Genomic DNA, 25,418 nt, shown 5'->3' with positions numbered 1-25,418 from the left:
GTTCGTGGGTGTACTGGATTGCATGGTCTCCACAGCCACTCCGAAGACCAGGCTGCTGCTCGTCGATGACGAGGCCCGTCTCACGGAACTCCTGAAAATGGAACTGGAGGTTGAGGGCTATGAAGTGGATGTGGCCGCGGATGGAGCCACCGGCCTGATCCGAGCCCGCACGGAACCATCCCCAGATCTGATTGTTCTGGACTGGAATCTTCCGGACTTCAGCGGTGTGGACATCTGCCAGCGAATCCGCAGCAGCGCCATCACCACACCGATCCTGATGCTCACCGGCCACGATGATGTGGCTGATCGTGTGACGGCCCTGGATGCTGGGGTGGACGACTATCTGGTCAAACCGTTTTCGATCGAGGAATTAATGGCACGACTGCGGGCCATGCAACGACGTGCCAGCACATTCTCTGCAGGGTCCGGCGACGGTGATCATCCTGAAACACTTCAGGTCGCTGACCTGGTCATGAACACCAGCACAAGAGATGTGACCCGTGCAGGGCAGTTCATTCAGCTGTCCGTGAAGGAATACGAGTTACTCAATTTCCTGATGCGTGGTCAGGGGAAAGTGCTCGAACGCTCTGAAATCATGAGCGGAGTCTGGGGTGAGAACTTCTACGGCGATGACAATCTGCTCGATGTCTACATCCGCTATTTGCGCCAGAAGATCGAATCGAGTGAACGTCCAACCTTGATCCACACCGTGAGAGGTGTGGGCTTCATCCTGCGAGAAGAGCGTCAGGCTCAGACGTCTGAACCTTGAGCACGCTCGAGACTGGTCATCAGCTGCCCCACCAGCAGTGACACCGCATCGGCTCCGGAAGCAGTGAGCGGGTTGAGGTCCAGATCACCAGGATCAACAGCCACCCAGCCGCCGGCTTCAGGCTGACGCAGTTCAAAGTGCAGATGAGGTCCTGTACTGAGGCCGGTGCTGCCCACGCGGCCGATCACCTCACCCTGGCGAACCTTCTGGCCGGACTTCACGTAGATCTCTGAAAGATGTCCGTAAAGGGTCCGACGTTTGGACTGGGCATGATCCAGCTCCACAGCAATGCCGTAACCACCCGCCAGACCACTGCTCAGCACGGTTCCTGACAATGCAGCGACCACCGGGGTCCCTTCAGGAGCAGCCAGATCCTTGCCGGCATGCATCAACCATCTCCCGATGATCGGATGGATCCGCCAGCCGAAGTCACTGGTGGTGATGGCTGAACCGATGACCGGGAACAGCAGCTTGCGATCACCGTTGCCAGAGATCGACGCCGGTCGGGGCGACACGGCAAACACCGTCTCGAGACGGAACGTGGCCGAGGAGCCTGCCAGCAAAGCCTTCACCGGTACTGCAATCGGAGGAAGCGGTGCGCCATCAAAACCGCGTCTGGACAACCCGGTCAGCGTTTCATCACGACCTTTCCAGACAACGCGCGGTTGGAGCCGACTGCTGCGGCGGCGCACCGCCACACCACTGCTGCATTCCTGCTGCGACAGCGCACCGCTTCGGCAGGCCTGCTGGAAGGCTGGAACATCAATGGGGCGGGCCTGCTCCCCGGTTTCAAGCTGGCGGCGCTCGAGCGGTGTGATGACGCGATTTCGCTCCAGGGACTCCAGCGAACGATCGAAGCTGAGCGGCGGCGGAAGCGGCTTGAGCTCAGGAGGGGTCACTGGCCCCTGCAGGGCAGGAATCGACAGCAGAACCGATGCGGCAAGCCAACGCAGAACCAACGGATCAAGACGGTCTCATCGAGCGAGACTTTAGAGATCCTGTTCAGAACTGTCTGCCCAGCGGGTCCAGCTGGTCCTCCGGGTCCCCTGCTCCAGCAGCAGACGTCCGTCCATGCCGATCCCTCGCACCTGCCAGAGCTCTCCCGTGCCTGGATCAACCACCGATGCAGCCCATAGACGCTGCTCGGCCTGAAGGACCACCATGCTGGGATCAAGCGCCAACTCGGAGGCGCGGTCGAGTGCGCGCAGCACGGCTCCCTGCCAGACCCTCAGCCGGCATCGCCCTGAACAAAGCAGTTCCCGCAGGGAGATCGCTCCAGGCGGCACCGGGTTAGTCACATTGAGCCCGACCCCGATGCGAGCCAGACGAACCTGACTGCCTCGGAAGACCAGGGTGGGCAGCACTCCGGCCAGCTTGCGGGACTCAATCATCAGATCATTGGGCCACTTGATCGACACCTGCAGGCCAGTGGACTCGACCTGCTCCGCCAGGGCGAGAGCCACGGTGAGACCGAACAACCCCGTTGAGCATCGCTGCTGAGGCCAGGGGAGAGCCGCGCTCAGCCAGACACCGCCCATCGGCGCCATCCAGCGGCGTCCGTACTGTCCATGTCCACGAATCTGATGGTCAGCCAACACAGCGCGAGGGGAGAGGCCAGACCAGGGCTGCTGCATCAACCATTGAGACAGCTCACTCTCGGTGCTGGCACAGACGGCCAAACGCCTCAGCCACCAGGAATCATGGCCATAGCGGCGTAAATCGTGCAGCAGTCGCCCCCGGCCCGTGCGCACCAGGGTCAATGGTGCTGCTCCCACCAGGGCCGCAGGCGAGCGACAGCGCTTTCCAGATCCTCAACTGGACGGACAAGCGCCAGCCGCAGCCAGCCACGGCCCGCATCACCAAAACCGGAACCAGGCGTCAGCGCTACGCCGCAGTGCTCCAGCAGCTCAGCCGCAAGCTGTTCGTCGCTCCAGCCGATGGCACTCGCCCATTCCGGGATGGGCATCCAGAGGTAGAGAGCCATGGATGGCATCGGCACGGTCCAGCCGAGATCAGCCAGGGCCTGTCGCATGCGATCGCGGCGCTGGCGATAAACGGGCAGGAGACGTGATGGCCAGTCGGCATGTTGATCCAGCGCAACCACTGCGCCCCGCTGGAGCGCCTGGCACTGGTTGAAATCAACAACACCTTTCAGCTGGCGCAAGGCATGGATCAATGGAGCAGCTCCCACCGCAAACGCCAGCCGGAATCCCCCGAGACACCATCCCTTGGACAGGGAGAAGAATTCAATTCCTCGCTCCCGCCAATGGGGGCAGCGCAGCAGAGACGGGGCATCACCCTCCAGCGCCAGATCCACATAGGGGTTGTCGTGGGCCAGCACTAGATCATGTTGACTCGAACGGTGCATGGCCTCGTCAAGCCAGGCCTGCTCTCCGGTGCAGGCGGTGGGATTGTGAGGAAAACCGAGCACCATCAGACGCAACTGCTGCCACTGCTCTGAGGAGAGCGCGTCGAAATCTGGAGCCCAATCCCGCTCAGCGGTGAGCGGAAGACTGTGAATGTCGGCATCCGCCAGTTCCAGGCCACCCCGATGAGAGGGGTAGGAGGGGTCAAGAATCAGAGCCGAATCGCCGGGATCAAGAACTGCAAGAGGCAGATGCGCCGTGCCTTCCTGCGATCCCACCAGCAGGAGCACTTCCGTCTCGGCATCCACTTGAACGCCGAATCGCTGCTGAACCCAGGCGGCAGCAGCACGCCTGAACGATTGTGTCCCTGCATGGAGGCAGTAGGAGGCGCTGGAGGGATGCTCAAGCACCTCGGCCATCGCTTTCACAGCCGCGACTGGTGGTGCCAGATCGGTGGAGCCGAGAGACAGGTCAATCAGAGCCTGGTGCTGCTGCCGATCGCTGTCGACGTAGGCCGATTTGCGTCGGTCATTGCGATCAAAGACACCGCTACCGAGCCTTGCGAGTCGATCAGAGGTGATCATCCAGAGACGTCTTCGGTTGAGGGCGGGTGATCACGACGGATGACCACGAACCGTAGTCAGATCTTGTCAATGGATCGACGGAGCTCTTCAAGGTCGTTGTCGACCTCAGACACATTCACCGGCTGCACTGCATCCGTTTTGCCCTGATCAGCTGCTGGCAAGGCAACAGCTTCGGGCCCACCCGCCAGTTGCTGGCGCAGAGCTGCGAGATCATCATCAACATCATCTCCACCCTCAAGGGCTGCGAACTGGCTCTCCAGATCGGCGCCTGCCAGTTCAGCCGCGGCCTGACTGCTGGCTTCCATCGCCTGAACCTTGTCCTCCATCCGCTCAAAGGCGGCCATGGCGGAATTACTGCCCATATTCCCCACGGCACTCTGGAGCTGCTGCTGCGCCTTGGCCGCCTGAGCCCTGGCCTTGAGCATGTCTTTTTTGGTGCGCGCCTCGGCGATTTTTCCCTCGAGTGCCACAAGACTCTTCTTGAGGGTTTCCACCTGAGCGTCCTGACCCTGCACCTGCTTGGCCAGAGAGACAGAGGTCTCCTGGAATGTCTTGCGCCGGGTGAGTGCCTCTCGGGCCAGATCCTCTTCGTTCTTCTTGAGAGCGAGCTCGGCCCGTTCGTACCAGGTGCGAGCCTGGGATTCCGCTTGGTCGGCCTGATTGCGAAGACGCTTCTGACTGGCGATCGCCATGGCGACAGCCTGGCGCAGCTTCACCAGATCCTCCTGCATGTCCGCCACGGACTGGTCGAGAATCTTGACGGGATCCTCGGCCTTGCTCACGAGATCGTTGACATTGGCGCGCAGCAGTCGGCTGAGCCGGTCGAAGAAACCCATGGATCGGGGCGAGCAGCAGCCTGAGGGTAGCGAGCAAATCAACAGTGCCTGCCTAAGGTCGTCTCAAATCGGCAATTGGCATGGGTCGGGCCCCGAAATCGCAGCGACGACGCTTCGGGAAAGGTGAAGTGCTGATGCCACCCGAACCGGCTCCCGTTGAGGCGATCAGCGGATGTCTGGAGGCTCTCCAAAGCAACTGGAGACAGGAGGGTTCCCTGGCTGCGCTCTGGCAAGACTGGCCGAAACTGGCTGGCGATCCACTCTCCAGCCATTGCCAGCCGCTAGCCCTGCGGAGCGGAATGCTGACCGTGGGAGCCAGTCATCCCCAGTGGCGCCAGGCCTTGCTGTACAGCAAACCGCAGCTGCTCGCCGCCATCCGTGCAGCAGGCCATCCCGTTCGCGATCTGCGGATCCAGCAACACCATCCTGCGCCGCGTCAGGGGGGCGGAGATCCGCTCGAGGAGTGGAAACGCCATCCCAGTCGTATTGATGTGCATGGCATCGCGCCATGTCCACGTTGTGGGACGCCCTCTCCCATGGGAGAAATGGCCCAGTGGGGGCATTGCAGTTTCTGCCGCCGCATCCAGCTGAGCGAGTTGTCGGAACCTGGTGAACGCGATCAGTAGCGTTCGGGTCGTGGTCTTGTCCAGGTGAGATCCACCCCCTGATCACGAAGATCCTCAGCACGCTGCTCGAGCCGAGACCTGTCCAACCTCCACAGTTCGTAGATGCCGACGCTCGCCAGTTTCTGCGGTTTGAGTCCCTGCCAATGCTGCTTGGCTGCTGTCCCCTGGTTGATGACAACAAGCACCGAGGGCGAAGCATCCAGCTCCGTGCGAGGCAAACCCTGGAAACCTTGTCGCTGCTCTCGGCTGAGACGATCAGCGAGGTTGACGAACGCAGATGTTGATTGGCCTTCGTAGAGCACCACCTGGTCTGTGTAGAAGTGGAGTGAAGGCTTGAGCACACCGACCATCGCCAGCGGTTCCCCTGGCCGTCGTAGCGCCACAACCTGTTGTGCGACCTGGCGCACCGGCAGCTGACGAACCCGATCCCCAAGCTGGATCATCGGCACGAGCGCAATGAGCTGAAACAGCACCATGGGTCCCTGCCAGGCCAGCAGTCGTCCGGGCACAGCGCCCCAGAAACTCCTGGTTCCAAGCAGGACGGCAACCACGAAACACACCGCAGCCCTGATTACCAAGCCGCTGACCAGCAGCTCAGCCGGCAGGGTGGGCATCTCAGGATCCTGAATCAGTGGAATCCAGAGGGGCGATGCCAGCAGACCAGCCGACAGGATCACTGTGCAGAGTGCAGTTGAACACCAGGCAATCCACAAACCCTTGCGTTGCTGAAGAGACGGGGGCAACGCTGTCAAAGCGATCAGCAAGGCGGCGGCCGGTGTGGCTGGAAGCCAGTAGCTGGGCAACTTGGTTGCCGCCGCAGTGAACAGCAGAAACACCGCCAGCAACCAGCAGCCGGCGAAATGGCCCAGGCTGTCCCTGGCGGGAATGCGCCGCAAGCAAGCGCCACCCGCGAAATCGGCGATCACCCGTCCCAGTCCGAAGACCAGCAGCGGGGTGAAGGGGAATGACGCCACCACCAGCACAGGACCGAAAAACCACCAGGGCTGGAGATGGTCGTTCACCACACTGGTGAGGCGCTGAAGATTGTGATATCCGAAAAAGCTGTCCCAGAAAGGCTGCCCCTCCACCAGCAGCTCGGCTGCATACCAAGGAAGACTGATCAGGCCTGTGATCAGAAGTCCTTGCAAAGGCCTCAGAGACGACCACAGACCTGACAGATCCCGGCGGATCAAGGCGAACAGCACCAGGGTGATGCCTGTGAGCACAACCGCCACCGGTCCCTTGGTCAGCACGGCAAAGGCCAGAACGATCCAGGCCAGCCACCAACGCCGACCCGATCCACTCGCATAGCAGCGCCATTGGCAGAGCAGGCTGAGAGCGAGCATCCCAGTGAGCAACGAATCACTGACAGCGGTTCTGCTCCAGATCAGCACCAGCGGAGACAGGGCAAACGCCAGAGCTGCGGCAGTGGCTGTCCGACGCGGAAACGAATCACCCCGCACCGGATAGCGCAGCAGGGTGTCCCCGAGAGCGAGCATGGTCAGCACCGAGGCCAGGGCCGAAGGCAAACGGGCCGCCCAAGTGCCGAGCGGATCCCAGACGCTCCCCGCTGGAAGGGCATATCCCAGACCCATCAGCCAGTACACCAGGGGTGGTTTATCAAACCGGGGCAACCCGTTGACCCTGGGTGTGAGCCAGTCACCGGTCTCCGCCATGGCGCGGCCCGAAGCCGCGAACAGGGGAGGCGTTTCATCAACGAGACCAGTGCTGCCGAGCTTCCAGCAGAAGATCGCCACTGCCAGCACAAGGATGAGCAGCATTCCATTCCGCCGCTGCTGAGCGGTTGGCTGCTGAACGGTTGGAAGAACCACTGAAGAAGTCGGGGCTGATGAATCCGCTGTCATCAGGAGATGGTGCCATCCCCCGGTGTCAGCCCCCTACGGATCCAGGCTTCGACCCGAGTCGCCAATCCGTCCTGACTCGCGCAGCGCTCAACCCAGCGACGACAGGCACGACGGTCGATGGCCGATGCCTGAAGTGTTGCTTTGGCAAGAGCTTCCCGATCATCGGGAGCCACCAGCCAACCGGTTTCGCCGTTCTGGATGATCTCTCCGGGACCGCCTCGGTCGTAGGCGATCACCGGCACACCACAGGCCAGGGCCTCAACCACAACATTGCCGTAGGCCTCATTCCACTTCGGTGTGTTGAGCAGCGCTCTGCAACCGCCAAGTTCGCGCTGCAGCTCTGCGGTGGGCTTGAAGCCACACCACTCAATTGTTCCTGCGGGCACCGCACTCTCAACGCGCCTGGCATAGGCGTCGTCCTCGACCAGCCCCCAGACGCGCAGTGTCTCGCCAAGCTGAGCCGCAACCGATGCCGCATCCTCAAGCCCCTTTTCAGGAGCCACTCGTCCGGCCCAGCCCAGGGGACCATCCGTTGTGAGCTGCAGCTGATATCGGGAGAGATCAAAACCATTACCCACCACCTCAGGCGGCTCAACCAGAGCGAAGTCGTCGGCCTGCCGACAGGTGTGAAAGGCGAGGCGACGCTGGTCCCAGCGAGCCAGATCGGCTACAGCACAGTCCATCACCGCGGACACGGACCCCATACTCACCAGGTGGAAGATTTTCGGCTCGACATGGGGAGTGAGCCATAACGGCAGCCAGTCGTATCCGAAATTGAGTAGTGCATCTACATCGCTGGCCAGTTCAAGCGCACGATCCCAGAGACGAGGCAGCACAGCGTCAGCGGGAATCTGCATGGGAGCGTTCCGGTCCGCATGCTGCCAGCTCGGCTGATCAACACCCGCAACGGTGTGGAGTGTCACCCGCTCATCCGTCACCGGTGAACAGGAGCCCTCCGGGGCAACGAGGTGCAGGCGATGGTCACGCTGGGCAAGGCCCTTCACCAACGACGCCAGGGTGAGCTCAACACCACCGCCCCGGCCGCTGCCGAGCTGTCCGACGGGTGTGCTCACAAGCACAAGATTCAGGGAACGATCGGTCATGCCTTCAGGTCTCCGGGACGCGTGATCGACGCCGAAAGCCAGGGCTCCCAGAGACGCTGTCGCTGACTCACCAACAGCACTGAAATCAGCACCAGCAGGACCGCCAGCCATTGCAGGGTGTCGAGGCGTTCTCCCAGCAACACTCCGCCAGAAGCGAGCGCGAACACTGGCGTGAGGAAGCCCAGCGTGCTGAAACCGGTGAGATCCTCGCGATTCGCGAACCAGAAAAACAGGGAATAGGCGAGAGCACTGCCCAGAAGCGAGGCATAGGCCATCTGAGCCCAGTCGAGAGCCGACCAAGCTGGAATCAGAGCTGTGCTGGCATCCAAACCATGCCAGATGAGCAGAGGCACTCCACCCAGCACCATGTGCCACCCGGTGACCGCCACGGGATCACTGGTTTTGCAAGCGAAGCGACACAGCACAGTGCCCAGCGCCATCGCCAGTGCCGCTAGCAGCATCCAGCCGGTGCCGTCCTGCCATCCGGTCTGCAGATCGGAAAGATCAGCCTGCAGCCACCAGTGCTGGAGCAGCGGTGCCGGGACTCCAAGACAGACGATGCCGGACAGCCCGACCACAAGGCCGATCCAGCCGATCGGATTGATCGATTCCGCGAACAGCCAGCGTGCGAGTAGAGCCACGATCAGGGGCTGCGAATCGATCAGAACCGATCCGAGGCCTGCACCAGTGCCCTGCAGTCCTTTGGCCAGAAAAAACTGAAAGAGAATTGCATCGACCAGGGTGAACACCAGAAACCAGCCCCGGTCGGCAGGATCAATGGTCAGCCTCCTCCCCAAAAAAGGCACGGCAATCAACAGCACGATGCCAGCAGGAAGCAGACGCAGACAGGCCACCAGAGGAGCCCCGCCCGACTCCACCAGAGGGGCCATGGCCGCCATTGCAGTACCCCACAGAGCGAAGGGCAACACCATCAGCAGCCCGCGCTGGAGGGTCGTCATGGAAGTAGGCCGGCAGGGTCCTTTTTAAGATCCGGCGAGTTGAACTGAGGATCATGGGGTGGCTGTGGCGCCGCAAGTCCAAACGCCGCATGGCGCGCATCGTCATTGAGGGGGCGATCAGTGGCTCGACACGACGCCGGGTGCTGAAGGCTCTGCGTGACGTGCAGGAGCGCGAGTTTCCGGCTCTCCTGCTGCGCATCGACAGTCCAGGGGGAACGGTCGGCGACAGCCAGGAAATCCATGCCGCTCTGCTGCGGCTGCGTGAAAAAGGCTGCAAGGTTGTGGCCAGCTTCGGCAACATTTCCGCCTCCGGTGGTGTGTATGTCGGAGTGGCAGCCGATTCGATCGTGGCCAATCCCGGCACGATCACCGGCTCGATCGGCGTGATTCTGCGGGGCAACAACCTCTCGGAACTACTGGCGAAAGTCGGTGTCCGCTTCGAAACCGTGAAGAGCGGTGCTTTCAAGGACATCCTTTCCCCTGACCGGGCCCTCAGCCCTGAGGAACGAGAGCTGCTCCAGAGCCTGATCGACAGCAGTTACGACCAGTTCGTCGGCGCCGTTGCCGAGGGCCGTGGGCTGGACGAGGACAAGGTCCGAACCTTCGCTGATGGGCGGGTGTTCAGTGGAGCGCAAGCGAAAGATCTCGGCCTTGTTGATGAACTGGGCGACGAGGAACAGGCTCGGTTGGTGGCAGCCCGCTTGGCCGAGCTTGATGAAGAGCGCTGCAGGCCTGTGACCCTGGGCAAACCGCGCAAGCGTCTGCTGCAGAACCTGCCTGGATCAAGCCTGCTACTGCGACTCGATCAGTTGCTGACCACGGAGCTTGAGCTCAGCGGCCAACCTCTGTGGATGTACAGACCATGACAGCCCCTCGGCTGTTGAGAGGTCTGCGCGGTGCCACCACATGCGCTGACAACAGCGCAGACGCCATTCGAGAGGCTGTGGCCGAGCTGGTGGATGCCCTGATGGATCAGAACGCTCTGGGCCCCGATCAGCTGGTCTCGGTCACGTTCTCCGTGACCGCCGACCTGGACGCCAGCTTTCCCGCAGCGGCGGCGCGCCACCGATCAGGTTGGGAGGACGTGGCCCTTCTGGATGTTCAGCAGATGGCCGTTCAGGGTGATCTTGCACGTTGTATCCGGCTGCTCGCCCATGCCTGGATTCCTGCTGAGCGGCCGCTGCACCATCCGTACCTGAGGGGAGCCGCGCGCCTGCGCCCGGACCGATCTGGTCACAACTGACAGATCAGGGGCCGACCCCCGAAGCACCTGCATTCGGGAGATTCTCAGGACAATTCATTGACGACTCACGGCATTCGCGCCGACTGCTCCCGAATCACGATGAAACGACATTGTTTTCACACTCCTCGTCGCAGCGCAGCACTGGCAGCCCTGATCGGTGGCGGAGTGATCGGGGGAACGGCAGTGCTGCCCCTCGCCACACCGCCGGCCGTGGCTCAGAACACCCCGTCGCTGCTGGAATTCCGCTGGGATTCAGATTCTGGATATCGCAAGCTTTATTTCGTTCAAACCAGCCAACGCCGGCGCGAACGCTCGGAATACTTTTTCATGTTGCGCAAGAAAGATCGCAAAACCGCGATCCTCAAGCTGAGCATCACGGTGCCCAGCTATTTCAACGCGCGCATTCGCCCCAAAAATCTCACGCTCTGCAAAATGTCGATGGGCGGAATGCTTTCAAGAAGCAAGTGCAAGGAAGTGCTGCCGGCGGTGTTTGAAGTCAATGAGAAACAGACAGCCATCGAGGTTTTTCCCGACACTCCGATCCCGACAGGCGGCACCTACGCCGTCGTGATGAACGTCTTCAACCCGAGCCAGGGTGGAATGTTCCAGTTCAATGCCCTGGCGCAAGCCCCCGGAGACGTTCCCGTATCCGGCTACCTCGGCAGCTGGCTTGTGGATATCGACTGACCCCGGCTGATAAACTCGCTCCTTGACCAAAGGCCGGGTGCCGGAAAAATCCCATGACGAAACGAACTCTCGGAGGCACAAGTCGCAAGCGCAGGCGCGTTTCCGGTTTCAGAGTGCGCATGCGCACGCACACCGGACGTCGTGTGATCCGCAGCCGCCGCAAGCGCGGGCGTTCTCGCCTGTCCGTTTGATTCGTTCGGATTGCCGCGATGGTCCTGCCGGCATCCATGCGTCTGCGCGGCCATCGCTGTTTTGACCATCTGCATCGGAAAGGCAAACGCTTCCACGGCACCTTGATGGTGTTGAGAAAGGCATCGGCTCACCATTCCCTGCTCAAACGCGCGACAACTCCGACGGAGTCGATGAGCCCGCGGAGTCCTGAAACCTGCCGTGTGGCTGTGGTGATCAGCAGCAAAGTGAGCAAGCGCGCCGTGATCAGAAATCGATTGAGGCGACGCCTGCACGATCATCTGCGTTCAAGGTTCGAAAACGCTCCGGAACACGCCAGCGTCTGGCTTCTGGTCAGTTTGAAGCCTGGAGCAGCCACAGAGGATCACGACTTGCTGGAAGAATGCGACAGATTGCTTGTACAGGCGGGCCTGAAGCCATGACCAGCTCCATCCAGGAAGACACCTTCTATGAGGGCGGCCCAGCGAAGGGTGATCTCATCTTCAACATTCTTCTGGGTTTCACCCTGATTGCCCTGCCATTCACAGTCGGGGCGGTCGTCCGGGCTCTTTGGCTGCGCTTCCGCATCACCAGTCGGCGGGTGTCCGTGAGCGGCGGCTGGATGGGCAAGGACCGCAGCCAGGTGGTCTACAGCCAGATCCGCGAGGTGCGCTGCGTACCCCGAGGCTTTGGCGCATGGGGTGACATGGTTCTCGTGCTCACGGATGGATCACGTCTTGAGCTTCGTTCGATGCCGAACTTCCGTGAGACCGAGGCCTACATCCAGGAACGCATCAAGAGCAGGCCCGAATCCAACGGCTCCAGCACGGACAGCATTCCAAGCAAAGGCTTCGCTGCCTGATCCTGCGCACCAACGCAACGGCTTCGACGCTGTTGCACACTGGCATCACCCTTCACCGCCCATCGGAACGCCATCGTGATCGGTTACATCTCCGACAATCTGCTGCTGCCGATCCTGGATTTCTTCTATGGATTGGTGCCCAGCTACGGGCTCGCGATCGTGGCTCTCACGGTGGTGATCCGCCTGGCTCTGTTCCCACTCAGCGCAGGATCCATCCGCAGCGCACGGCGCATGCGCATCGCCCAGCCGGTGATGCAGAAGCGGCAGGCAGAGATCAAGTCCCGCTTCGCCAGCAATCCTCAGAAACAGCAGGAGGAACTGGGCAAGTTGATGAAGGAGTTCGGCAGCCCGCTGGCCGGTTGCCTGCCTCTCTTGGTGCAGATGCCGATCCTGTTCGCGCTCTTCGCCACGCTGCGTGGGTCACCCTTCGCCGACGTTCCCTACACCCTCAATCTCAAAGTGCTGCCCGCCGAGCAGATCGCGGCGGTGGAGCCAAAACCGTTCACGAGTGCGAGCCACTCGATCTTCGTTACGGAGACTGATCACGTCCCTGTGATCGCCAGCCTGCCCGGTGGAACCAAGATCGGCACCGGTGACAGCGTTCAGATCCAGCTTCAGACCAAGAGCGGTGAAGCGTTCGATGAGGTCTTGGACGGTGTCGAGAACGGCAAGTCTTTCCTGCCTGATTGGACCGTCACCAAAGGCGAATCGATTGTGTCGGTCTCTGAAACTGGAGAGATCACCGCGCTGGCTGCCGGTGATGCGACCGTCGAAGGCAAGATCCCCGGTCTGGCCGCACGCAGTGGCTTCCTGTTCATCAAGGCTCTTGGACAAGTGGGCTTCTACACCGAAGGAGCCGTTAACTGGGATATCGCCATCCTTGTTGGCTCCTTTGGTCTGAGTCTGTTCATTTCCCAGCTGCTGTCGGGGATGGGCATGCCTGCGAATCCGCAGCAGTCCACAGCCAACAAGATCACCCCGGTGTTGATCACTGGAATGTTCCTGTTTTTCCCACTGCCGGCAGGCGTTCTGCTTTACATGGTGATCGCCAATATCTTCCAGGCACTGCAGACATTCCTGCTGACCCGTGAGGCTTTACCGGACAATCTGCAGGCCATCCTGGACGAACAGCTCAAGCAGCAACCCGCACCAGCCGCAGCCGGCGGGGTTCCCGGAGGCCGCTTGCCTTTCGAGCCAAAGGGCGGCAACAAATGATTCCCGGCCTTGAGCCGGTACCGCTCAGGGAGCTACAAGCTCTGGGAACCTCCAGGGTCTGGTCAGTGGATGGTCAACTCGATGAGATGCCCAGCCTCACCCCCGTGCGAGGCACTCTCAGGGCAGAACACCTCGGCAATCTCCTGGAGGTTGAAGGGTCGGTGCAGACCATCGTCTGCCTTCGCTGCGACCGCTGCCTCGGTCACTTCAACCAGCAGCTCAGTGCCATCTCCAAGGAACTGATCTGGCTGGGCCAGGAGCCGAGCGACGATCATCTCGCCGAAGCGGGTGTCGACCCGACTTCACCCGATGGCCTCATGGAGTGCCTGAACCCACGCGGTGATTTCGAACCGGAACGCTGGGTTTTCGAACAGCTGAGCCTTCAGATGTCTGTCGTCAATCGCTGCGGGGAGCATTGCCCAGGCATGCCGCAAAAACCATTGGACGCTTCCGCAACCAGCAGGGAGACAACACCTGATCCCCGCTGGCAGGCCCTGAAGGATCTGCAGTCTTCGATGCAACGCAACAGGACGAACCATGACTGATAACTGGATCGCACAGCTGGATTTGTTGATCCGGTCGGGCACACCGTTGATCTGGATCCGCAGCCATGAGGAGGAGCGCGTGGAAACGCTGCTGCGACAGACCTCGGAGCGACTTCCCGACCGCACATTGACCTGCTGGGATTTCGTGGGAGGCCTCAGTGGCGCCCTGGGCCAGGAACAGCTGGGCGCCCGACAGCCGATGGCGGTGCTGCAGTGGCTGCAGGAGCGCTCCCCTTCCAGTCCAACCCTTCTGCTGCTCAAGGATGTCCACCGGTTCTGTGAAGACCCTGGAATCGCGCGCATGCTGCGGAACCTCGCCAGCCAACTGCGAACCACTCCACACACCTTGATCGTGACCTGCGGTCAATGGACGCCCCCAGCTGACCTGGATGAAGCCCTCACCCTGATGGACCTGCCTTTGCCCCAGGAGCAGGAGTTGCGAACACTGTTGGCCAACATCGCCAGAGCCAGCGGTCGGGCCCTGGAGGCTGATGTGCTCGAGGAACTCACCCATGCCTGCTGCGGCCTGAGCGAAGCGAGGGTGAGGCATGTGGCCGCCAAAGCACTCGCACAACGTGGATCGCTCAGCCGCGAGGACCTGGTGGATGTGCTGGAGGAGAAACGGCTTTCCCTGGCCCGCAGCGAAGTGCTGGAGTTCTGCCGAACCGATGCAACGCCTGGCGACATCGGCGGGCTCGAAACGCTCAAGCATTGGCTTGACCAACGACACAGAGCCTTCAACGACGATGCACGCCGATTCGGACTTCCTCTGCCTCGAGGGGTACTCCTGGTGGGACCGCAGGGCACCGGCAAGTCCCTCACCGCCAGAGCAATCGCCCATAGCTGGTCGATGCCTCTGCTTCGCCTGGATGTGGGCCGCCTCTTCTCTGGCCTGGTTGGAGCCAGTGAAGCCAGAACCCGCGACATGATTCAGCGGGCGGAGGCGATGGCGCCCTGCGTTCTCTGGATCGATGAGATCGACAAGGGATTCGGCAATGACAGCCGCAGTGATGGGGGCACCAGTCAGCGTGTGCTGGCCACCGTGCTCACCTGGATGGCAGAGAAACGCTCTGCGGTGTTTGTGGTGGCCACCGCGAACGGTGTGGAGCGCTTACCGGCGGAGCTGCTGCGGAAAGGACGATTTGATGAAATCTTCCTGCTGGATCTGCCATCGAGAGAGGAGCGTCTGAGCATCCTCAGCCTTCACCTGCAACGGCGCCGCCCTGGCCTCAATCTGCCGCTCTCCACCGTGGTCGATCGCACGGACGGCTACTCCGGCGCTGAGTTGGAACAAGTCGTGATTGAAGCGATGCACCTGGCCTTCGCCGAAATCCGTGAACTCACGGAAAGCGACATGATCCTGGCGGCATCGCAGCTTGTCCCCCTGTCACGCACGGCAAGGGAGCAGATGGAAAGCCTCAAGCAATGGGCCAGCGCCGGGCGGGCCAGGCCCGCATCATTGCGAGCCGTAACGAACCCTGACGCGGCGTAACAATCCACCCCCTCAGACCGAGACGGACCCAGCCAGGCTCCGTAAGTTCCAGGAACCGTCGAAAGACCGGAATTGAACCGTTCCTCTGAAATCACCACTCAACTGGCAGCTGCCTGCCTTGGAGCCGGGGTGATCACCACGGTTGCCGTCGCTCAAGGCCAGAACCCTGTCACAGCACTGGGAATCACCCTGTTCTCAGCCGTGGCGGCTGTGATGGTAGGCCAGGTTTTCTGATAGCAAACAGAGCGCTGACAGCGGACGCTTAGGCTGCCGGCGCAATCATCCGAACCCCTGTGCTCGATCAGCGTCTGGTGCGAGAGAACCCTGAGCTGATTGCCACTCAGCTGGGACGCCGAGGTCTGGATGTGGATCTCAGCTCCCTCCAGCAGATCGCTCAGCATCAACGGGATCTCGAACAAGAGCGCAGCACGCTGCAGGCTGAGGGAAACCGCATTGGCAAGGATGTGGGGCAACAGATCAAAGCCGGTGCTGATCCCAAGGGAGCCGAAGTCGCGGATCTGCGTCAGCAAGGCAACGCCATCAAGCAGAAGGTGTCCGTTCTCGAGGACGAGGAGAAGCAGCTCGCCTCACGCTTGAAGGAACAGCTGCTCACCTTTCCCAACCTGCCATCGGCTGACAGCCCAGATGGAAAGGATGAAAACGACAACATCGAAGTGCGCAGCTGGGGCGTCCCACGCCAGCAAGAGGGCCTGGAGGAGCATTGGGCAATCGCTGACCGTCTCGGTTTGCTGGACAGCGAGCGATCCGTGCGCATCGCCCAGAGCCGGTTCGTGACCTTGTTCGGCCAGGGCGCTCGTCTCGAGCGTGCTCTGATCAATTTCATGCTCGACCTGCATGGGAGAAAGGGCTACCGAGAGGTGCTGCCACCTGTGCTGGTCAATAGCGCCAGCCTCACAGGATCAGGCCAGCTGCCGAAGTTTGCTGAAGAGAGCTTCCGCTGTGCTGACGACGATCTCTGGCTGACACCCACTGCCGAAGTTCCTGTGACCTCTCTGCATCGCGACGAAATCATTCCAGGAGATCAGCTGCCTCTGAAGTACGTGGCCTACAGCCCGTGCTTCCGCAGGGAAGCGGGGAGTTACGGCCGAGACACCCGAGGACTGATCCGCTTGCACCAATTCAACAAAGTCGAGCTGTACTGGTTTGTGCACCCCGACCACTCAGCGGAAGCTCACGCGCAGATCACAGCGGATGCGGAGGCGGTGCTTCAGGCTCTGGAGCTGCCCTACCGGGTACTGGAACTCTGCACAGGTGATCTGGGTTTTTCCGCTTCACGCACCTATGACCTCGAGGTGTGGCTCGCAGGCGCCGGTGCCTACCGGGAGATCTCCAGTTGCAGTGTCTGCGGTGATTTCCAGGCGCGGCGTTCCTCGATCCGCACCAAGGAAGGGAAAGTGACCCGGCTTGTGCACACCCTGAATGGCAGTGGTCTGGCGATCGGCCGCACCATGGCAGCTCTGCTTGAAAACGGTCAGCAGCCCGATGGCAGTGTGTTGCTGCCTCAGGCACTCGTGCCGTACTTCGGTGAGGACAGAATCCAGCCAGAATGAGCTGATTGAAACGGGTTCCATGAACGTTCTGGCCTCACTGCTGGCTCTGGGGCTGTTGATCGTCATTCATGAAGCGGGCCATTTTTTGGCAGCCCGACTGCAGGGCATCCGCGTTAACGGCTTTTCAGTTGGGTTTGGGCCGGCCTTGCTCAAAACCGAGCAGGGGGGCGTGACCTACGCCCTGCGATTGCTCCCCCTGGGTGGATTCGTTTCATTTCCCGAAGACGATGAAGAGAGCGACATTCCCAAAGATGATCCGGATCTGCTGCGTAACCGGCCGATTCCCCAGCAGATGTTGGTGATCAGCGCTGGTGTGCTGGCCAATCTGGTGCTGGCCTGGTTGGTTCTTGTGGGACACACCGCCACCACAGGAGTCCCTGGGGAACCAGGAGCAGGCGTGATGGTGATGAGCGTGCAAGGCGGTGAACCGGCAGCTCTCTCTGGACTCAAACCTGGCGACCGCATCCTTTCGATCGACGCCATTGATCTCGGAAGTGGAGAGCCGGCCGTCCAGGCCGCCGTCGATCCGATCCGTAACAGCCCTGGTCAGCCGCTCAAGCTGCAGGTGTTGCGTAACGATGTGCTCACACCGCTCCAGCTCACGCCAGCCGACCAGCAGGGTGTCGGTCGCATCGGCGCCCAGCTTCAGGAAGTCGTCAGTGGCTCCACTCGTCCCGTGCGTTCGCCGCTGGAAGCGGTCAGCGTATCCAGCCAACAGTTCGGCGGGCTCTTCAGCAGAACGGTGTCGGGCTATGCGGGCTTGTTCACCAATTTCGGCGCCACCGCTCAGCAGGTTTCAGGCCCGGTGAAAATTGTGGAAATGGGTGCCCAGCTCTCGAGCCAGGGCGGCTCGGGTCTCGCCCTCTTTCTGGCGCTGATCTCGATCAACCTGGCCGTTCTCAATGCCTTGCCCCTGCCTCTGCTCGACGGCGGACAGCTGGTCTTTCTTCTGCTTGAGGGGTTGCGCGGACGCCCACTGCCGGAACGGTTTCAGCTGGCTGTGATGCAGTCCAGCCTGCTGTTGGTGCTCGGCCTCAGTGTGTTGCTGATCGTGCGTGACACAAGCCAACTGCCTGTGGTGCGTCAATTGATTGGCCAATGAAACTGTATGGTTGCTGATTGAACTGCTCCTTTTCAACCGCTGCATGGCCAAGAAGTCGATGATCGCCCGCGATGCGAAGCGCAAAAAAATGGTTGAGCGCTTCTCAGCCAAGCGGACTGCCCTGATGACCGCCTTCAACGCAGCGCAGGACCCCATGGAGCGCCTTGAGATCCACCGCAAGATCCAGGCACTGCCCCGCAACAGTGCTCCAACCCGCATGCGCAACCGCTGTTGGGCCACGGGCAAACCCAGAGGTGTTTATCGCGACTTCGGCCTCTGCCGCAACCAACTGCGCGAACGCGCCCACAAAGGTGAACTTCCCGGCGTGGTGAAGTCCAGTTGGTAATTTGTCGAGAGTCAGCTCAAAAGTGATGCAGTTGAGGAGGTGTTTGAACACCTCCTTTTTTGATGGATGTCACACACCGAATCAAATTGGATTCAGTGGGATTGACGTTTCAATCCTGTGAAGTGCCAGAATCAACATTGACAGAAAGACATAAACAACAGTGCAAGGTCAGACACAGTCGATCTCCTTTGACGGTCGGGAGATTCGGCTGACCACGGGGCGGTATGCCCCCCAGGCCGGTGGCTCGGTGATGATCGAATGCGGTGACACTTCGGTGCTCGTCACAGCCACCCAATCCAAAGGTCGCGAAGGCATCGATTTCCTTCCGCTTATCTGCGACTACGAAGAGCGTCTTTACGCAGCAGGGCGCATTCCAGGAAGTTTCATGCGCCGTGAGGGCAGACCTCCCGAGCGAGCCACACTGATCTGCCGTTTGATCGACAGGCCGATGCGGCCTCTCTTCCCCAGCTGGATGAGAGACGACATCCAAATCGTGGCCACCTGCATGTCGCTTGATGAGCGCGTCCCTGCGGATGTGCTGTCGGTGACTGGCGCTTCAATGGCCACACTGCTGGCGGGCATTCCGTTCCAAGGTCCGATGGCCGCGGTTCGGGTTGGCCTCCTGGGCGACGATTTTGTTCTCAACCCCAGCTTCCGAGAGATCGAACGCGGAGATCTCGATCTGGTCGTGGCCGGCACCCCCGATGGTGTGGTGATGGTTGAGGCCGGGGCGAACCAGCTGCCTGAAGGAGATGTGATTGAAGCGATCGACTTCGGGTACGAAGCGGTCTGTGAGCTGATCAAGGCCCAGGAATCCATCCTGAAAGAGGTCGGAATCGAGCAGGTGAAGCCCGAGGCGCCCAGCGAAGACACCACCCTGCCGGTCTATCTGGAGAAGGCTTGCAGTAAGTCGATCGGCGATGTGCTCAGCCAGTTCGATCAGAGCAAGGCCGAACGCGACGAAAAGCTCGATGCCATCCGTGATCAAACCGCTGAAACCATTGAGGGTCTAAAGGACTCCGACCCCGTCCGTCAGCTGGTTTCAGGCAACGGCAAAGCACTGCCAACCAGCTTCAAAGCCCTGACCAAGAAGCTGATGCGTCAGCAGATCGTCAAGGACGGCAAGCGTGTTGACGGAAGAAGTCTTGATCAGGTGCGTCCGATCAGCGCGGCCGCAGGCGTGCTGCCCAAGCGAGTGCATGGCTCTGGTCTGTTCCAGCGCGGCCTCACACAGGTGCTGTCGACCGCAACCCTCGGCACACCCAGTGATGCCCAGGAGATGGACGATCTCAACCCCAACACTGAGAAGACCTATCTCCATCACTACAACTTCCCTCCCTACTCGGTGGCCGAGACCAAGCCGATGCGCTCCCCTGGCCGGCGCGAAATCGGCCATGGAGCCCTTGCAGAGAGAGCCATCTTGCCCGTGCTGCCAGCGAAGGACACCTTCCCCTATGTGGTGAGGGTGGTGAGTGAGGTTCTCAGCTCCAATGGCTCCACCTCAATGGGTTCAGTGTGCGGCAGCACCCTGGCCCTGATGGACGCCGGTGTGCCCTTGAAAGCACCCGTCAGCGGCGCCGCCATGGGTCTGATCAAAGAGGGCAAAGAGGTTCGAATCCTCACTGATATCCAGGGCATCGAGGACTTCCTCGGCGACATGGACTTCAAGGTGGCTGGCACCGACAAGGGGATCACAGCTCTGCAGATGGACATGAAGATCACCGGTCTGGAGATCAAAACCATTGCTGAGGCCATCAATCAGGCGCGTCCAGCCCGTCTTCATATCCTCGAAAAGATGCTGGAGGCGATCGACACCCCACGTGATGGCATGTCACCCCATGCCCCCCGCCTGCTCAGCTTCCGCATCGATCCGGAACTGATCGGCACCGTGATTGGTCCTGGTGGCCGAACCATCAAGGGGATCACCGAACGCACCAACACCAAGATCGATATCGAGGACAGCGGCATTGTCACCATCGCGTCCCATGACGGTGCGGCGGCTGATGAAGCTCAGAAGATCATCGAAGGGCTCACCCGCAAGGTGAATGAGGGCGAGGTGTTCAGCGGTTCGATCACCCGGATCATTCCAATCGGCGCCTTTGTGGAGATCCTTCCTGGCAAGGAGGGAATGATCCACATCTCCCAGCTTTCAGAAGCTCGGGTGGAGAAGGTCGAAGACGTCGTGAAGGTGGGCGACGAGGTCACCGTTCGTGTCCGCGAAATCGACAACCGCGGCCGGATCAACCTGACCCTGCGCGGTGTGCCCCAGAACGGTGAAGACATCGAGCCTGAACCTGCCCCCACACCCGTTGCGCCTCTCTCCTGAGGTTCGCCTCAGACCTGAAAACCAGGATCGATTGTCTGCATGGCCCCTGCCGCTCGCTTCTCAAGCACGGCATGGGCTTTTCCATGGCTGGCAATCAGACAACCCGCCTGACGCACATCGCCAGTGTTGTAGGAGAGAGGTCGACCATCTGCATGAGTGAAGGCACCACCAGCCGCCAGCAACACAGCCTCAGGGGCTGCCATATCCCAGTCTTTGGGGGCACTCTTGCCTGAGAGCGAGATGTAGAGATCGGTCTCACCGCGCAGGATTGTGGCCACCTTGCAGCCCACACTGCCAACAGCCTTGGAGCCGGCGAGCGGAAGAGCAGCGATCAGGCGCTCCAGGCGATCATCCCGATGACTGCGGCTCGCCACCATGATCAGGTCGCCCTCGGCACTGCGGTCGCTGAAGCGAACGGGACTGCGCTTGCCGCTGCGATCTTCACACCAGCTGCCATCACCCACCAGACCGAACCACAGCTCATCCGCTTCCGGTAGCAACACCACACCCAGCACCGGACGCTGACCCCGCACCAGCGCCAGATGAACCGCGTATTCACCAGTGCCTTGCAGAAAATCCTTGGTGCCATCCAGAGGATCCAGAATCCAGAGCCATTCGGCCGGCAATGACTCACCCTCAGTGAGTTGCTCCTTGGCCGTCTCCTCGCTGAGCAAGGTCCAGCCAGCATCAGGAAACGCGGAATGCAGACCATCCAGCAACCATTGATTCACGGCCAGGTCCGCCGCAGACACAGGTCCCTCTCCACCATTGTCAACACTCAGCGCCCTCGAAAAACCGTGAGGAGGCTGCTCACCACGGGCATAGGCCCGCAGGATGTCGGCGGCTCCCCAGCAGAGAGGGCGCAGTGCCTCGAGAAGGCTGTCCTGACTGATGCCGGCAGGCAGGTTCATCGCAGTCGGCATCATGGAGAGATCTGGGCGGAGCCATTGTGAAGCAGCGCGCCGAACCGGAAGCTGGTGTTCTGTATCTGGTGGGTACGCCGATTGGTCATCTGGGCGACCTTTCCCCGAGAGCACGGGCCCTGCTGATCGCCGTGGACACCATTGCCTGCGAAGACACCCGCCACAGCGGACAACTGCTCACAGCACTGGGATCGAAAGCACGCCGCTGCAGCTTTCACCAGCACAACACTCATAGCCGCATTCCTCAATTGCTGAATGAACTCAGCAGCGGCCACAGCGTTGCCGTGATCAGCGATGCCGGATTGCCCGGGATCAGTGACCCTGGTGAAGACCTTGTGGCTGCCGCACATCAGGCCGGCCACGCCGTGATCTGTATTCCTGGCCCCTGCGCTGCCACCACAGCACTGGTCAGCAGTGGCCTTCCCAGTGGCCGCTTCTGCTTTGAGGGGTTTCTACCGGCCAGAGGGCGCGAGCGGCGCGAACACTTGGCAGCGGTGGCCGCAGAACAACGCACCACCGTGCTGTACGAGGCTCCGCATCGACTGGTGAAACTGCTGGAAGAACTCCAGGAACTGTGTGGTGATCAACGTGCTCTTCAGGTGACCCGTGAACTGACCAAGCGTCATGAACAACAGGTGGGACCCACCGTGATCGCTGCCCTGACACATTTCAAGGACCACCCTCCCCAGGGTGAATTCACCCTGGTGCTGGGTGGGGCTCCGCAACAGGAACAAGTCGCCATGACTGACGCTCAGTGCCGTCAGCAACTCGCAGCACTGATCGAGCAAGGGATGAAGCCGGGCGATGCAGCCAAGGATCTGTCGAGAAGTGCGGGACGATCACGGCGTGAGCTGTATGCACTGCTGCATGAAGAGCAGAAACAGGCAGACTGAGCGGAGCTTCGCGACACTCGCGGCATGTTGCTGCGCCTGAGACTGCTGCTGATCACACTGGGCGGCAGTGCCGCCTTGCTGGTGGTGCTTTGCCTTGGAGCGCAGAACCTGAGTGATCGCTACAGGCTGAAACTGGGCGTTGGAACGACAGCCCCGCTCCCAGCCGGTTTCATTGTTGGCGTCAGCACTGTTCTGGGCGTGATCAGCGGCGGCAGCCTCGCCGTGGTGTTGATGCCGAACTCACAACGGTGAATCAGGCGTCCAGTGAATACAGGGCGCCTTCGAGCAGGAGCCGAGTGATTCCCCTGGCCAGCAGGTGGCGAGAGGTGCTCACAAACACCTGGGTGTTGGGAACCTTGATCACGCGCTGACTGCGTCCGCACTGACGCTTTGCAGAGCGTGGACTGGAATACAGACAGAGGGCCTGACGCGTGAGCTCCTCGGGATTCAGAACACCCAGTTCAGGGAACTCGCTGAGCGGCCTTGGATCCAGCTCTACGGTCTTGTCAACCAGCATGTAGACACTGTCGGGGAGCACGCCGGCGGCAAAAGGCCGACAGCTGACCTGCTCCCTGCTCACTTGCGGCAGATCCACAGGCAGAACGGCGATCTCCTGGAAGACAGCGTCCGGTGGCCCATCGAAGGCCTCGTCATCAGCGACATCGTCAACATCGTCACCACCGAAATCGTCGGCATCATCAAGGGCGAGGGTTGCACTGCCATCGTCATCGGCCGCGTTGTCTTCCGTCTCCAACTGCTCAGGCTCGACAAGTCGCTCAGTGGGTTGCCCAGGATCCTTTGCAGCTTCAGGCTGCTTTAGGGATTCTGGGGGATCAGCCTGGGGAGTGGTTGCGGCAACGCGCGCTCGCGCTGACTTGAGTTGGTCGTATTCCTGCGGAGTCAGCAGAGTGCGAACCGTGCGGCTGACCGTATTGACGCTGCATCCGTAAACGGCCGAAAGAGCAGCGCTGGACTCGCCGGCGCGATAACGAACTAAAAGCTCCTGCTTTTGACTGTCAGTAAGCCGGCTGGGTGCCATGGAGCAATTTGAGCAGCCTTCAACCATAGATGCAGCACTCTGGTTTGACTGCAAGAATGCCCCGGATGCTCCCTTAGCTCAGCTGGATAGAGCAACTGCCTTCTAAGCAGTCGGTCGATGGTTCGAATCCATCAGGGGGCGTGAGTTACACCAAGGGTTTTCGGGAAAGACGGGACCCCTTTTTTCATCCAGGAAGGCGACTGCGGACAAAACGCGGACAGCTCCACCCCATACGGGGGAGTCAGGCGGGTGGAAGACCACCTGATCGAGTGATGTGAATCCAATTGATTCCGGAGATGGTGAAGAGACCCCGAAGGGAATGGCATCCAACTACTACATCTAAACCAATGAAAAAAATCGCTATCACTACCGTTGCTGCTTTAGCTGCTGTTATCGGAGCATCAACATTTCCACCTCAATCAGCAGATGCTGTTTCCTGCCGAAACGATGTCGTCGGAGGGCAGTTGGTAAAAATCTGCTGCACTAATAATGGATACTGCTATAGAGGATGATCATCACGCCGGGAAGCCTGAAGCCATGAATACTAGGCCGAGAGCTATACAAGACCCGAAAGGGAAAAGCAGGGGGCGTTGAGTGGTCGCTATCGATCTCCCGACCGAACATTCACAAGCAAACAGTATATTTCTATTGCTTTAATACGCCAGCAACAGTTAGCGCTGCTTCTGTCAATAGACATCCCTTATTTAAAAAAGACCTGAGGCACGCTACTCTACTCTGATCATCGAGAAAATTACCAGAAAAAGTTATTGGCGTGTGCTCAAAGTAGAAGACAACTGATTTAGTCAAGGGCATCGTAAGGGTGTCAATCTTCGTTATGTTCTCATAGTTACAGCTATTCAAGCCAAACGCGCCGCAATACTCGATATGGTTTTCGTATAGCCTCAAAGCTGGGGCTATAGAGTTATTACCCAAAGCAAATAGCTTTGGCATAAAGCTCAAGCCATTAAAGCTAGAGCGTAAATTAGAGTCAAAAATAGGCTTTGTCTCGTTCAAACCAAGCTACCGTCTATACAGTAAAATTAACAGTAAAATCGGAGATTGTCATTGACAATATGGACAGGAAGTGGTGTCGCTATCAATCTCCAGACAAAACAACTCACACCAACCACGCCCCCCAAGGTGCGGAGTTTTTTTAGTGCCCTGGACTTCTAGGACTACATATCACTGACGGAACTGAACCCCAGGGCTACGTTTCTCGAGTCGATCGCACAACGATCATGAAAGCGAGCGTGCCAGTGCTGGCAGCAATGCTCAGCTGTGCAGCGTTGGGGGAAACAACCTGCAATTTATCCACCGAAGCCCAATCGCTAGTGGTGTCAAAACGCTCTTCAGCCCCTGCTCCGGGGCTGGTGTCACAAACCCTTCAACAGCGTAGTGATCGCGTAGTGGGCTACTGGACATCCTCTTCAGGCGCTGACGTCGATCTTGCTTACACAGGCAAACCTGAAAGCCTCTGGATCCAGGTGTATTTCAAACCAGGGCAATTCGACCCACATCGGGACTACACAGCAAAGTGGTTGACCAACGACCGCTTTACTTACACAGACCTGAGTGGGTCGAGAGTTGAAGGCCGCGTATCAGCCTCCGGAAACATCATCAAGCTCGAAGGGGCCGATGGCTGGAGGGGAACCTGGCGGCGCAAGCGCTAAGTGATCAACAGCTCCCCCAAGTGCCGGGTTTTGTAGTGCTATGGCTTGCGCGTAGCCATTAAGCAGCCAGTGCTTTCAGCAATGCAGCGAGATCTGATGCCGAGCCCTCAGCATGTACGCCTTCAATCTTCACTGTGATTGTGTTGACCCCGTTGCCGCCCCCAGCAACAGGGTCGGTGCTGCAGCCAAGGCCGACGCACACAAGCCATACGGATGCGAATTGGCCTG

28 protein-coding genes and 1 tRNA gene are annotated in these 25,418 nt (G+C 60.2%); 20 read left to right on the top strand and 9 right to left on the bottom strand.

Annotated elements, in window-relative coordinates; all coding sequences use genetic code 11:
* The first annotated feature begins 22 nt into the window (after window positions 1-22).
* On the top strand, window positions 23-769 hold the full coding sequence (locus tag AC6EI9_RS13735) for a response regulator transcription factor (RefSeq protein ID WP_498468261.1): 747 nt from the start codon (window positions 23-25) through the stop codon (window positions 767-769).
* On the opposite strand, the gene AC6EI9_RS13730 is transcribed toward AC6EI9_RS13735, so the two are convergent.
* The 4 genes from AC6EI9_RS13730 to AC6EI9_RS13715 are packed head-to-tail and all read right to left on the bottom strand — an operon-like array spanning window position 751 to window position 4,555.
* Window positions 751-1,728, bottom strand: coding sequence for a M23 family metallopeptidase (locus AC6EI9_RS13730; RefSeq protein WP_498468260.1), 978 nt, complete (start codon window positions 1,726-1,728; stop codon window positions 751-753). The two genes, AC6EI9_RS13735 and AC6EI9_RS13730, sit on opposite strands and share 19 nt — an antisense overlap.
* Window positions 1,729-1,758: 30 nt before the next feature.
* Window positions 1,759-2,544: a biotin--[acetyl-CoA-carboxylase] ligase gene (locus AC6EI9_RS13725; RefSeq protein ID WP_498468259.1), complete on the bottom strand. Its 786-nt coding sequence runs from the start codon at window positions 2,542-2,544 to the stop codon at window positions 1,759-1,761.
* Complete coding sequence (locus tag AC6EI9_RS13720) at window positions 2,526-3,719, bottom strand: aminotransferase class I/II-fold pyridoxal phosphate-dependent enzyme (RefSeq protein ID WP_498468258.1); 1,194 nt, start codon at window positions 3,717-3,719, stop codon at window positions 2,526-2,528. Before AC6EI9_RS13720 ends, AC6EI9_RS13725 begins: the two co-directional genes overlap by 19 nt.
* A gap of 56 nt (window positions 3,720-3,775) precedes the next feature.
* Window positions 3,776-4,555: a PspA/IM30 family protein gene (locus AC6EI9_RS13715; RefSeq protein ID WP_498468257.1), complete on the bottom strand. Its 780-nt coding sequence runs from the start codon at window positions 4,553-4,555 to the stop codon at window positions 3,776-3,778.
* An 80-nt stretch (window positions 4,556-4,635) separates the two neighbouring features.
* Here AC6EI9_RS13715 and AC6EI9_RS13710 point away from each other — a divergent pair, with 80 nt between their 5' ends.
* On the top strand, window positions 4,636-5,181 hold the full coding sequence (locus AC6EI9_RS13710; RefSeq protein ID WP_498468256.1) for a DciA family protein: 546 nt from the start codon (window positions 4,636-4,638) through the stop codon (window positions 5,179-5,181).
* Here the strand turns inward: AC6EI9_RS13710 and AC6EI9_RS13705 are convergent.
* The 3 genes from AC6EI9_RS13705 to AC6EI9_RS13695 all read right to left on the bottom strand — a co-directional run bounded on the left by AC6EI9_RS13705 (window position 5,175) and on the right by AC6EI9_RS13695 (window position 9,108).
* Window positions 5,175-6,962, bottom strand: a complete 1,788-nt coding sequence (locus tag AC6EI9_RS13705; RefSeq protein ID WP_498470088.1) for an ArnT family glycosyltransferase — start codon at window positions 6,960-6,962, stop codon at window positions 5,175-5,177. The genes AC6EI9_RS13710 and AC6EI9_RS13705 overlap by 7 nt on opposite strands.
* 83 nt (window positions 6,963-7,045) lie before the next feature.
* Window positions 7,046-8,149, bottom strand: a complete 1,104-nt coding sequence (locus tag AC6EI9_RS13700) for a glycosyltransferase family 4 protein (protein ID WP_498468255.1) — start codon at window positions 8,147-8,149, stop codon at window positions 7,046-7,048.
* The gene (locus AC6EI9_RS13695) at window positions 8,146-9,108 is read right to left on the bottom strand and encodes a DMT family transporter (protein ID WP_498468254.1); all 963 of its coding nucleotides are present in this window, start codon (window positions 9,106-9,108) and stop codon (window positions 8,146-8,148) included. Before AC6EI9_RS13695 ends, AC6EI9_RS13700 begins: the two co-directional genes overlap by 4 nt.
* A 53-nt stretch (window positions 9,109-9,161) precedes the next feature.
* On the opposite strand from AC6EI9_RS13695, the gene sppA reads away from it, so the two are divergent.
* The 14 genes from sppA (at window position 9,162) to AC6EI9_RS13625 (ending at window position 20,665) form a co-directional block, all read left to right on the top strand.
* Window positions 9,162-9,974, top strand: coding sequence for a signal peptide peptidase SppA (gene sppA / locus AC6EI9_RS13690; protein WP_498468252.1), 813 nt, complete (start codon window positions 9,162-9,164; stop codon window positions 9,972-9,974).
* Window positions 9,971-10,351 carry a chorismate mutase gene (aroH, locus tag AC6EI9_RS13685; RefSeq protein WP_498468251.1) on the top strand — a complete coding sequence of 127 codons (381 nt, stop codon included), beginning with the start codon at window positions 9,971-9,973 and terminating at the stop codon, window positions 10,349-10,351. The genes sppA and aroH overlap by 4 nt, the downstream gene beginning before the upstream one ends.
* A gap of 99 nt (window positions 10,352-10,450) precedes the next feature.
* Window positions 10,451-11,038: a DUF2808 domain-containing protein gene (locus AC6EI9_RS13680; protein ID WP_498468250.1), complete on the top strand. Its 588-nt coding sequence runs from the start codon at window positions 10,451-10,453 to the stop codon at window positions 11,036-11,038.
* A gap of 53 nt (window positions 11,039-11,091) precedes the next feature.
* Window positions 11,092-11,229, top strand: coding sequence for a 50S ribosomal protein L34 (gene rpmH / locus AC6EI9_RS13675; protein WP_074159280.1), 138 nt, complete (start codon window positions 11,092-11,094; stop codon window positions 11,227-11,229).
* A gap of 18 nt (window positions 11,230-11,247) precedes the next feature.
* Window positions 11,248-11,649 (top strand): ribonuclease P protein component, encoded by a 402-nt coding sequence (gene rnpA, locus AC6EI9_RS13670; protein WP_498468249.1) that lies wholly within the window; start codon window positions 11,248-11,250, stop codon window positions 11,647-11,649.
* Window positions 11,646-12,068 (top strand): PH domain-containing protein, encoded by a 423-nt coding sequence (locus AC6EI9_RS13665; protein WP_498468248.1) that lies wholly within the window; start codon window positions 11,646-11,648, stop codon window positions 12,066-12,068. Before rnpA ends, AC6EI9_RS13665 begins: the two co-directional genes overlap by 4 nt.
* Window positions 12,069-12,143: 75 nt before the next feature.
* Complete coding sequence (gene yidC / locus AC6EI9_RS13660; protein ID WP_498468247.1) at window positions 12,144-13,283, top strand: membrane protein insertase YidC; 1,140 nt, start codon at window positions 12,144-12,146, stop codon at window positions 13,281-13,283.
* The gene (locus tag AC6EI9_RS13655; RefSeq protein ID WP_498468246.1) at window positions 13,280-13,828 is read left to right on the top strand and encodes a YceD family protein; all 549 of its coding nucleotides are present in this window, start codon (window positions 13,280-13,282) and stop codon (window positions 13,826-13,828) included. Before yidC ends, AC6EI9_RS13655 begins: the two co-directional genes overlap by 4 nt.
* Entirely contained in the window at window positions 13,821-15,320 is a 1,500-nt protein-coding gene (locus AC6EI9_RS13650; RefSeq protein ID WP_115125146.1) for a Ycf46 family AAA ATPase, read from the top strand. The genes AC6EI9_RS13655 and AC6EI9_RS13650 overlap by 8 nt, the downstream gene beginning before the upstream one ends.
* Before the next feature lie 72 nt (window positions 15,321-15,392).
* Window positions 15,393-15,554 carry a hypothetical protein gene (locus AC6EI9_RS13645; RefSeq protein WP_186489955.1) on the top strand — a complete coding sequence of 54 codons (162 nt, stop codon included), beginning with the start codon at window positions 15,393-15,395 and terminating at the stop codon, window positions 15,552-15,554.
* 59 nt (window positions 15,555-15,613) lie between these two features.
* A complete protein-coding gene (gene serS, locus AC6EI9_RS13640) occupies window positions 15,614-16,891 on the top strand; it encodes a serine--tRNA ligase (RefSeq protein WP_498468245.1) in 1,278 nt (425 codons plus the stop codon).
* Window positions 16,892-16,910: 19 nt separating this feature from the next.
* Window positions 16,911-17,993 carry an RIP metalloprotease RseP gene (rseP, locus tag AC6EI9_RS13635; RefSeq protein ID WP_498468244.1) on the top strand — a complete coding sequence of 361 codons (1,083 nt, stop codon included), beginning with the start codon at window positions 16,911-16,913 and terminating at the stop codon, window positions 17,991-17,993.
* A gap of 43 nt (window positions 17,994-18,036) precedes the next feature.
* Window positions 18,037-18,339 (top strand): 30S ribosomal protein S14, encoded by a 303-nt coding sequence (gene rpsN, locus AC6EI9_RS13630; RefSeq protein ID WP_498468243.1) that lies wholly within the window; start codon window positions 18,037-18,039, stop codon window positions 18,337-18,339.
* Between the two features lie 160 nt (window positions 18,340-18,499).
* Window positions 18,500-20,665, top strand: a complete 2,166-nt coding sequence (locus AC6EI9_RS13625) for a polyribonucleotide nucleotidyltransferase (protein ID WP_498468242.1) — start codon at window positions 18,500-18,502, stop codon at window positions 20,663-20,665.
* 8 nt (window positions 20,666-20,673) lie between these two features.
* Here the strand turns inward: AC6EI9_RS13625 and AC6EI9_RS13620 are convergent, their stop codons facing one another.
* Complete coding sequence (locus AC6EI9_RS13620) at window positions 20,674-21,591, bottom strand: 3'(2'),5'-bisphosphate nucleotidase CysQ family protein (protein WP_498468241.1); 918 nt, start codon at window positions 21,589-21,591, stop codon at window positions 20,674-20,676.
* 23 nt (window positions 21,592-21,614) lie between these two features.
* On the opposite strand from AC6EI9_RS13620, the gene rsmI reads away from it, so the two are divergent.
* Window positions 21,615-22,481, top strand: coding sequence for a 16S rRNA (cytidine(1402)-2'-O)-methyltransferase (gene rsmI / locus AC6EI9_RS13615; protein ID WP_498468240.1), 867 nt, complete (start codon window positions 21,615-21,617; stop codon window positions 22,479-22,481).
* 24 nt (window positions 22,482-22,505) lie between these two features.
* Window positions 22,506-22,733 (top strand): hypothetical protein, encoded by a 228-nt coding sequence (locus tag AC6EI9_RS13610; protein ID WP_498468239.1) that lies wholly within the window; start codon window positions 22,506-22,508, stop codon window positions 22,731-22,733.
* Between the two features lies 1 nt (window position 22,734).
* Here AC6EI9_RS13610 and AC6EI9_RS13605 read toward each other — a convergent pair whose 3' ends face one another.
* Window positions 22,735-23,520 (bottom strand): helix-turn-helix domain-containing protein, encoded by a 786-nt coding sequence (locus AC6EI9_RS13605; RefSeq protein WP_498468238.1) that lies wholly within the window; start codon window positions 23,518-23,520, stop codon window positions 22,735-22,737.
* A gap of 67 nt (window positions 23,521-23,587) precedes the next feature.
* On the opposite strand from AC6EI9_RS13605, the gene AC6EI9_RS13600 reads away from it, so the two are divergent.
* A tRNA-Arg gene (locus AC6EI9_RS13600) sits at window positions 23,588-23,661 on the top strand.
* Between the two features lie 1,229 nt (window positions 23,662-24,890).
* The gene (locus AC6EI9_RS13595; RefSeq protein WP_498468237.1) at window positions 24,891-25,190 is read left to right on the top strand and encodes a hypothetical protein; all 300 of its coding nucleotides are present in this window, start codon (window positions 24,891-24,893) and stop codon (window positions 25,188-25,190) included.
* Window positions 25,191-25,418 lie beyond the last annotated feature (228 nt).

The organism is Synechococcus sp. MIT2312, assembly GCF_059772315.1.
This window is presented reverse-complemented; position numbering and strand designations above follow the sequence as displayed.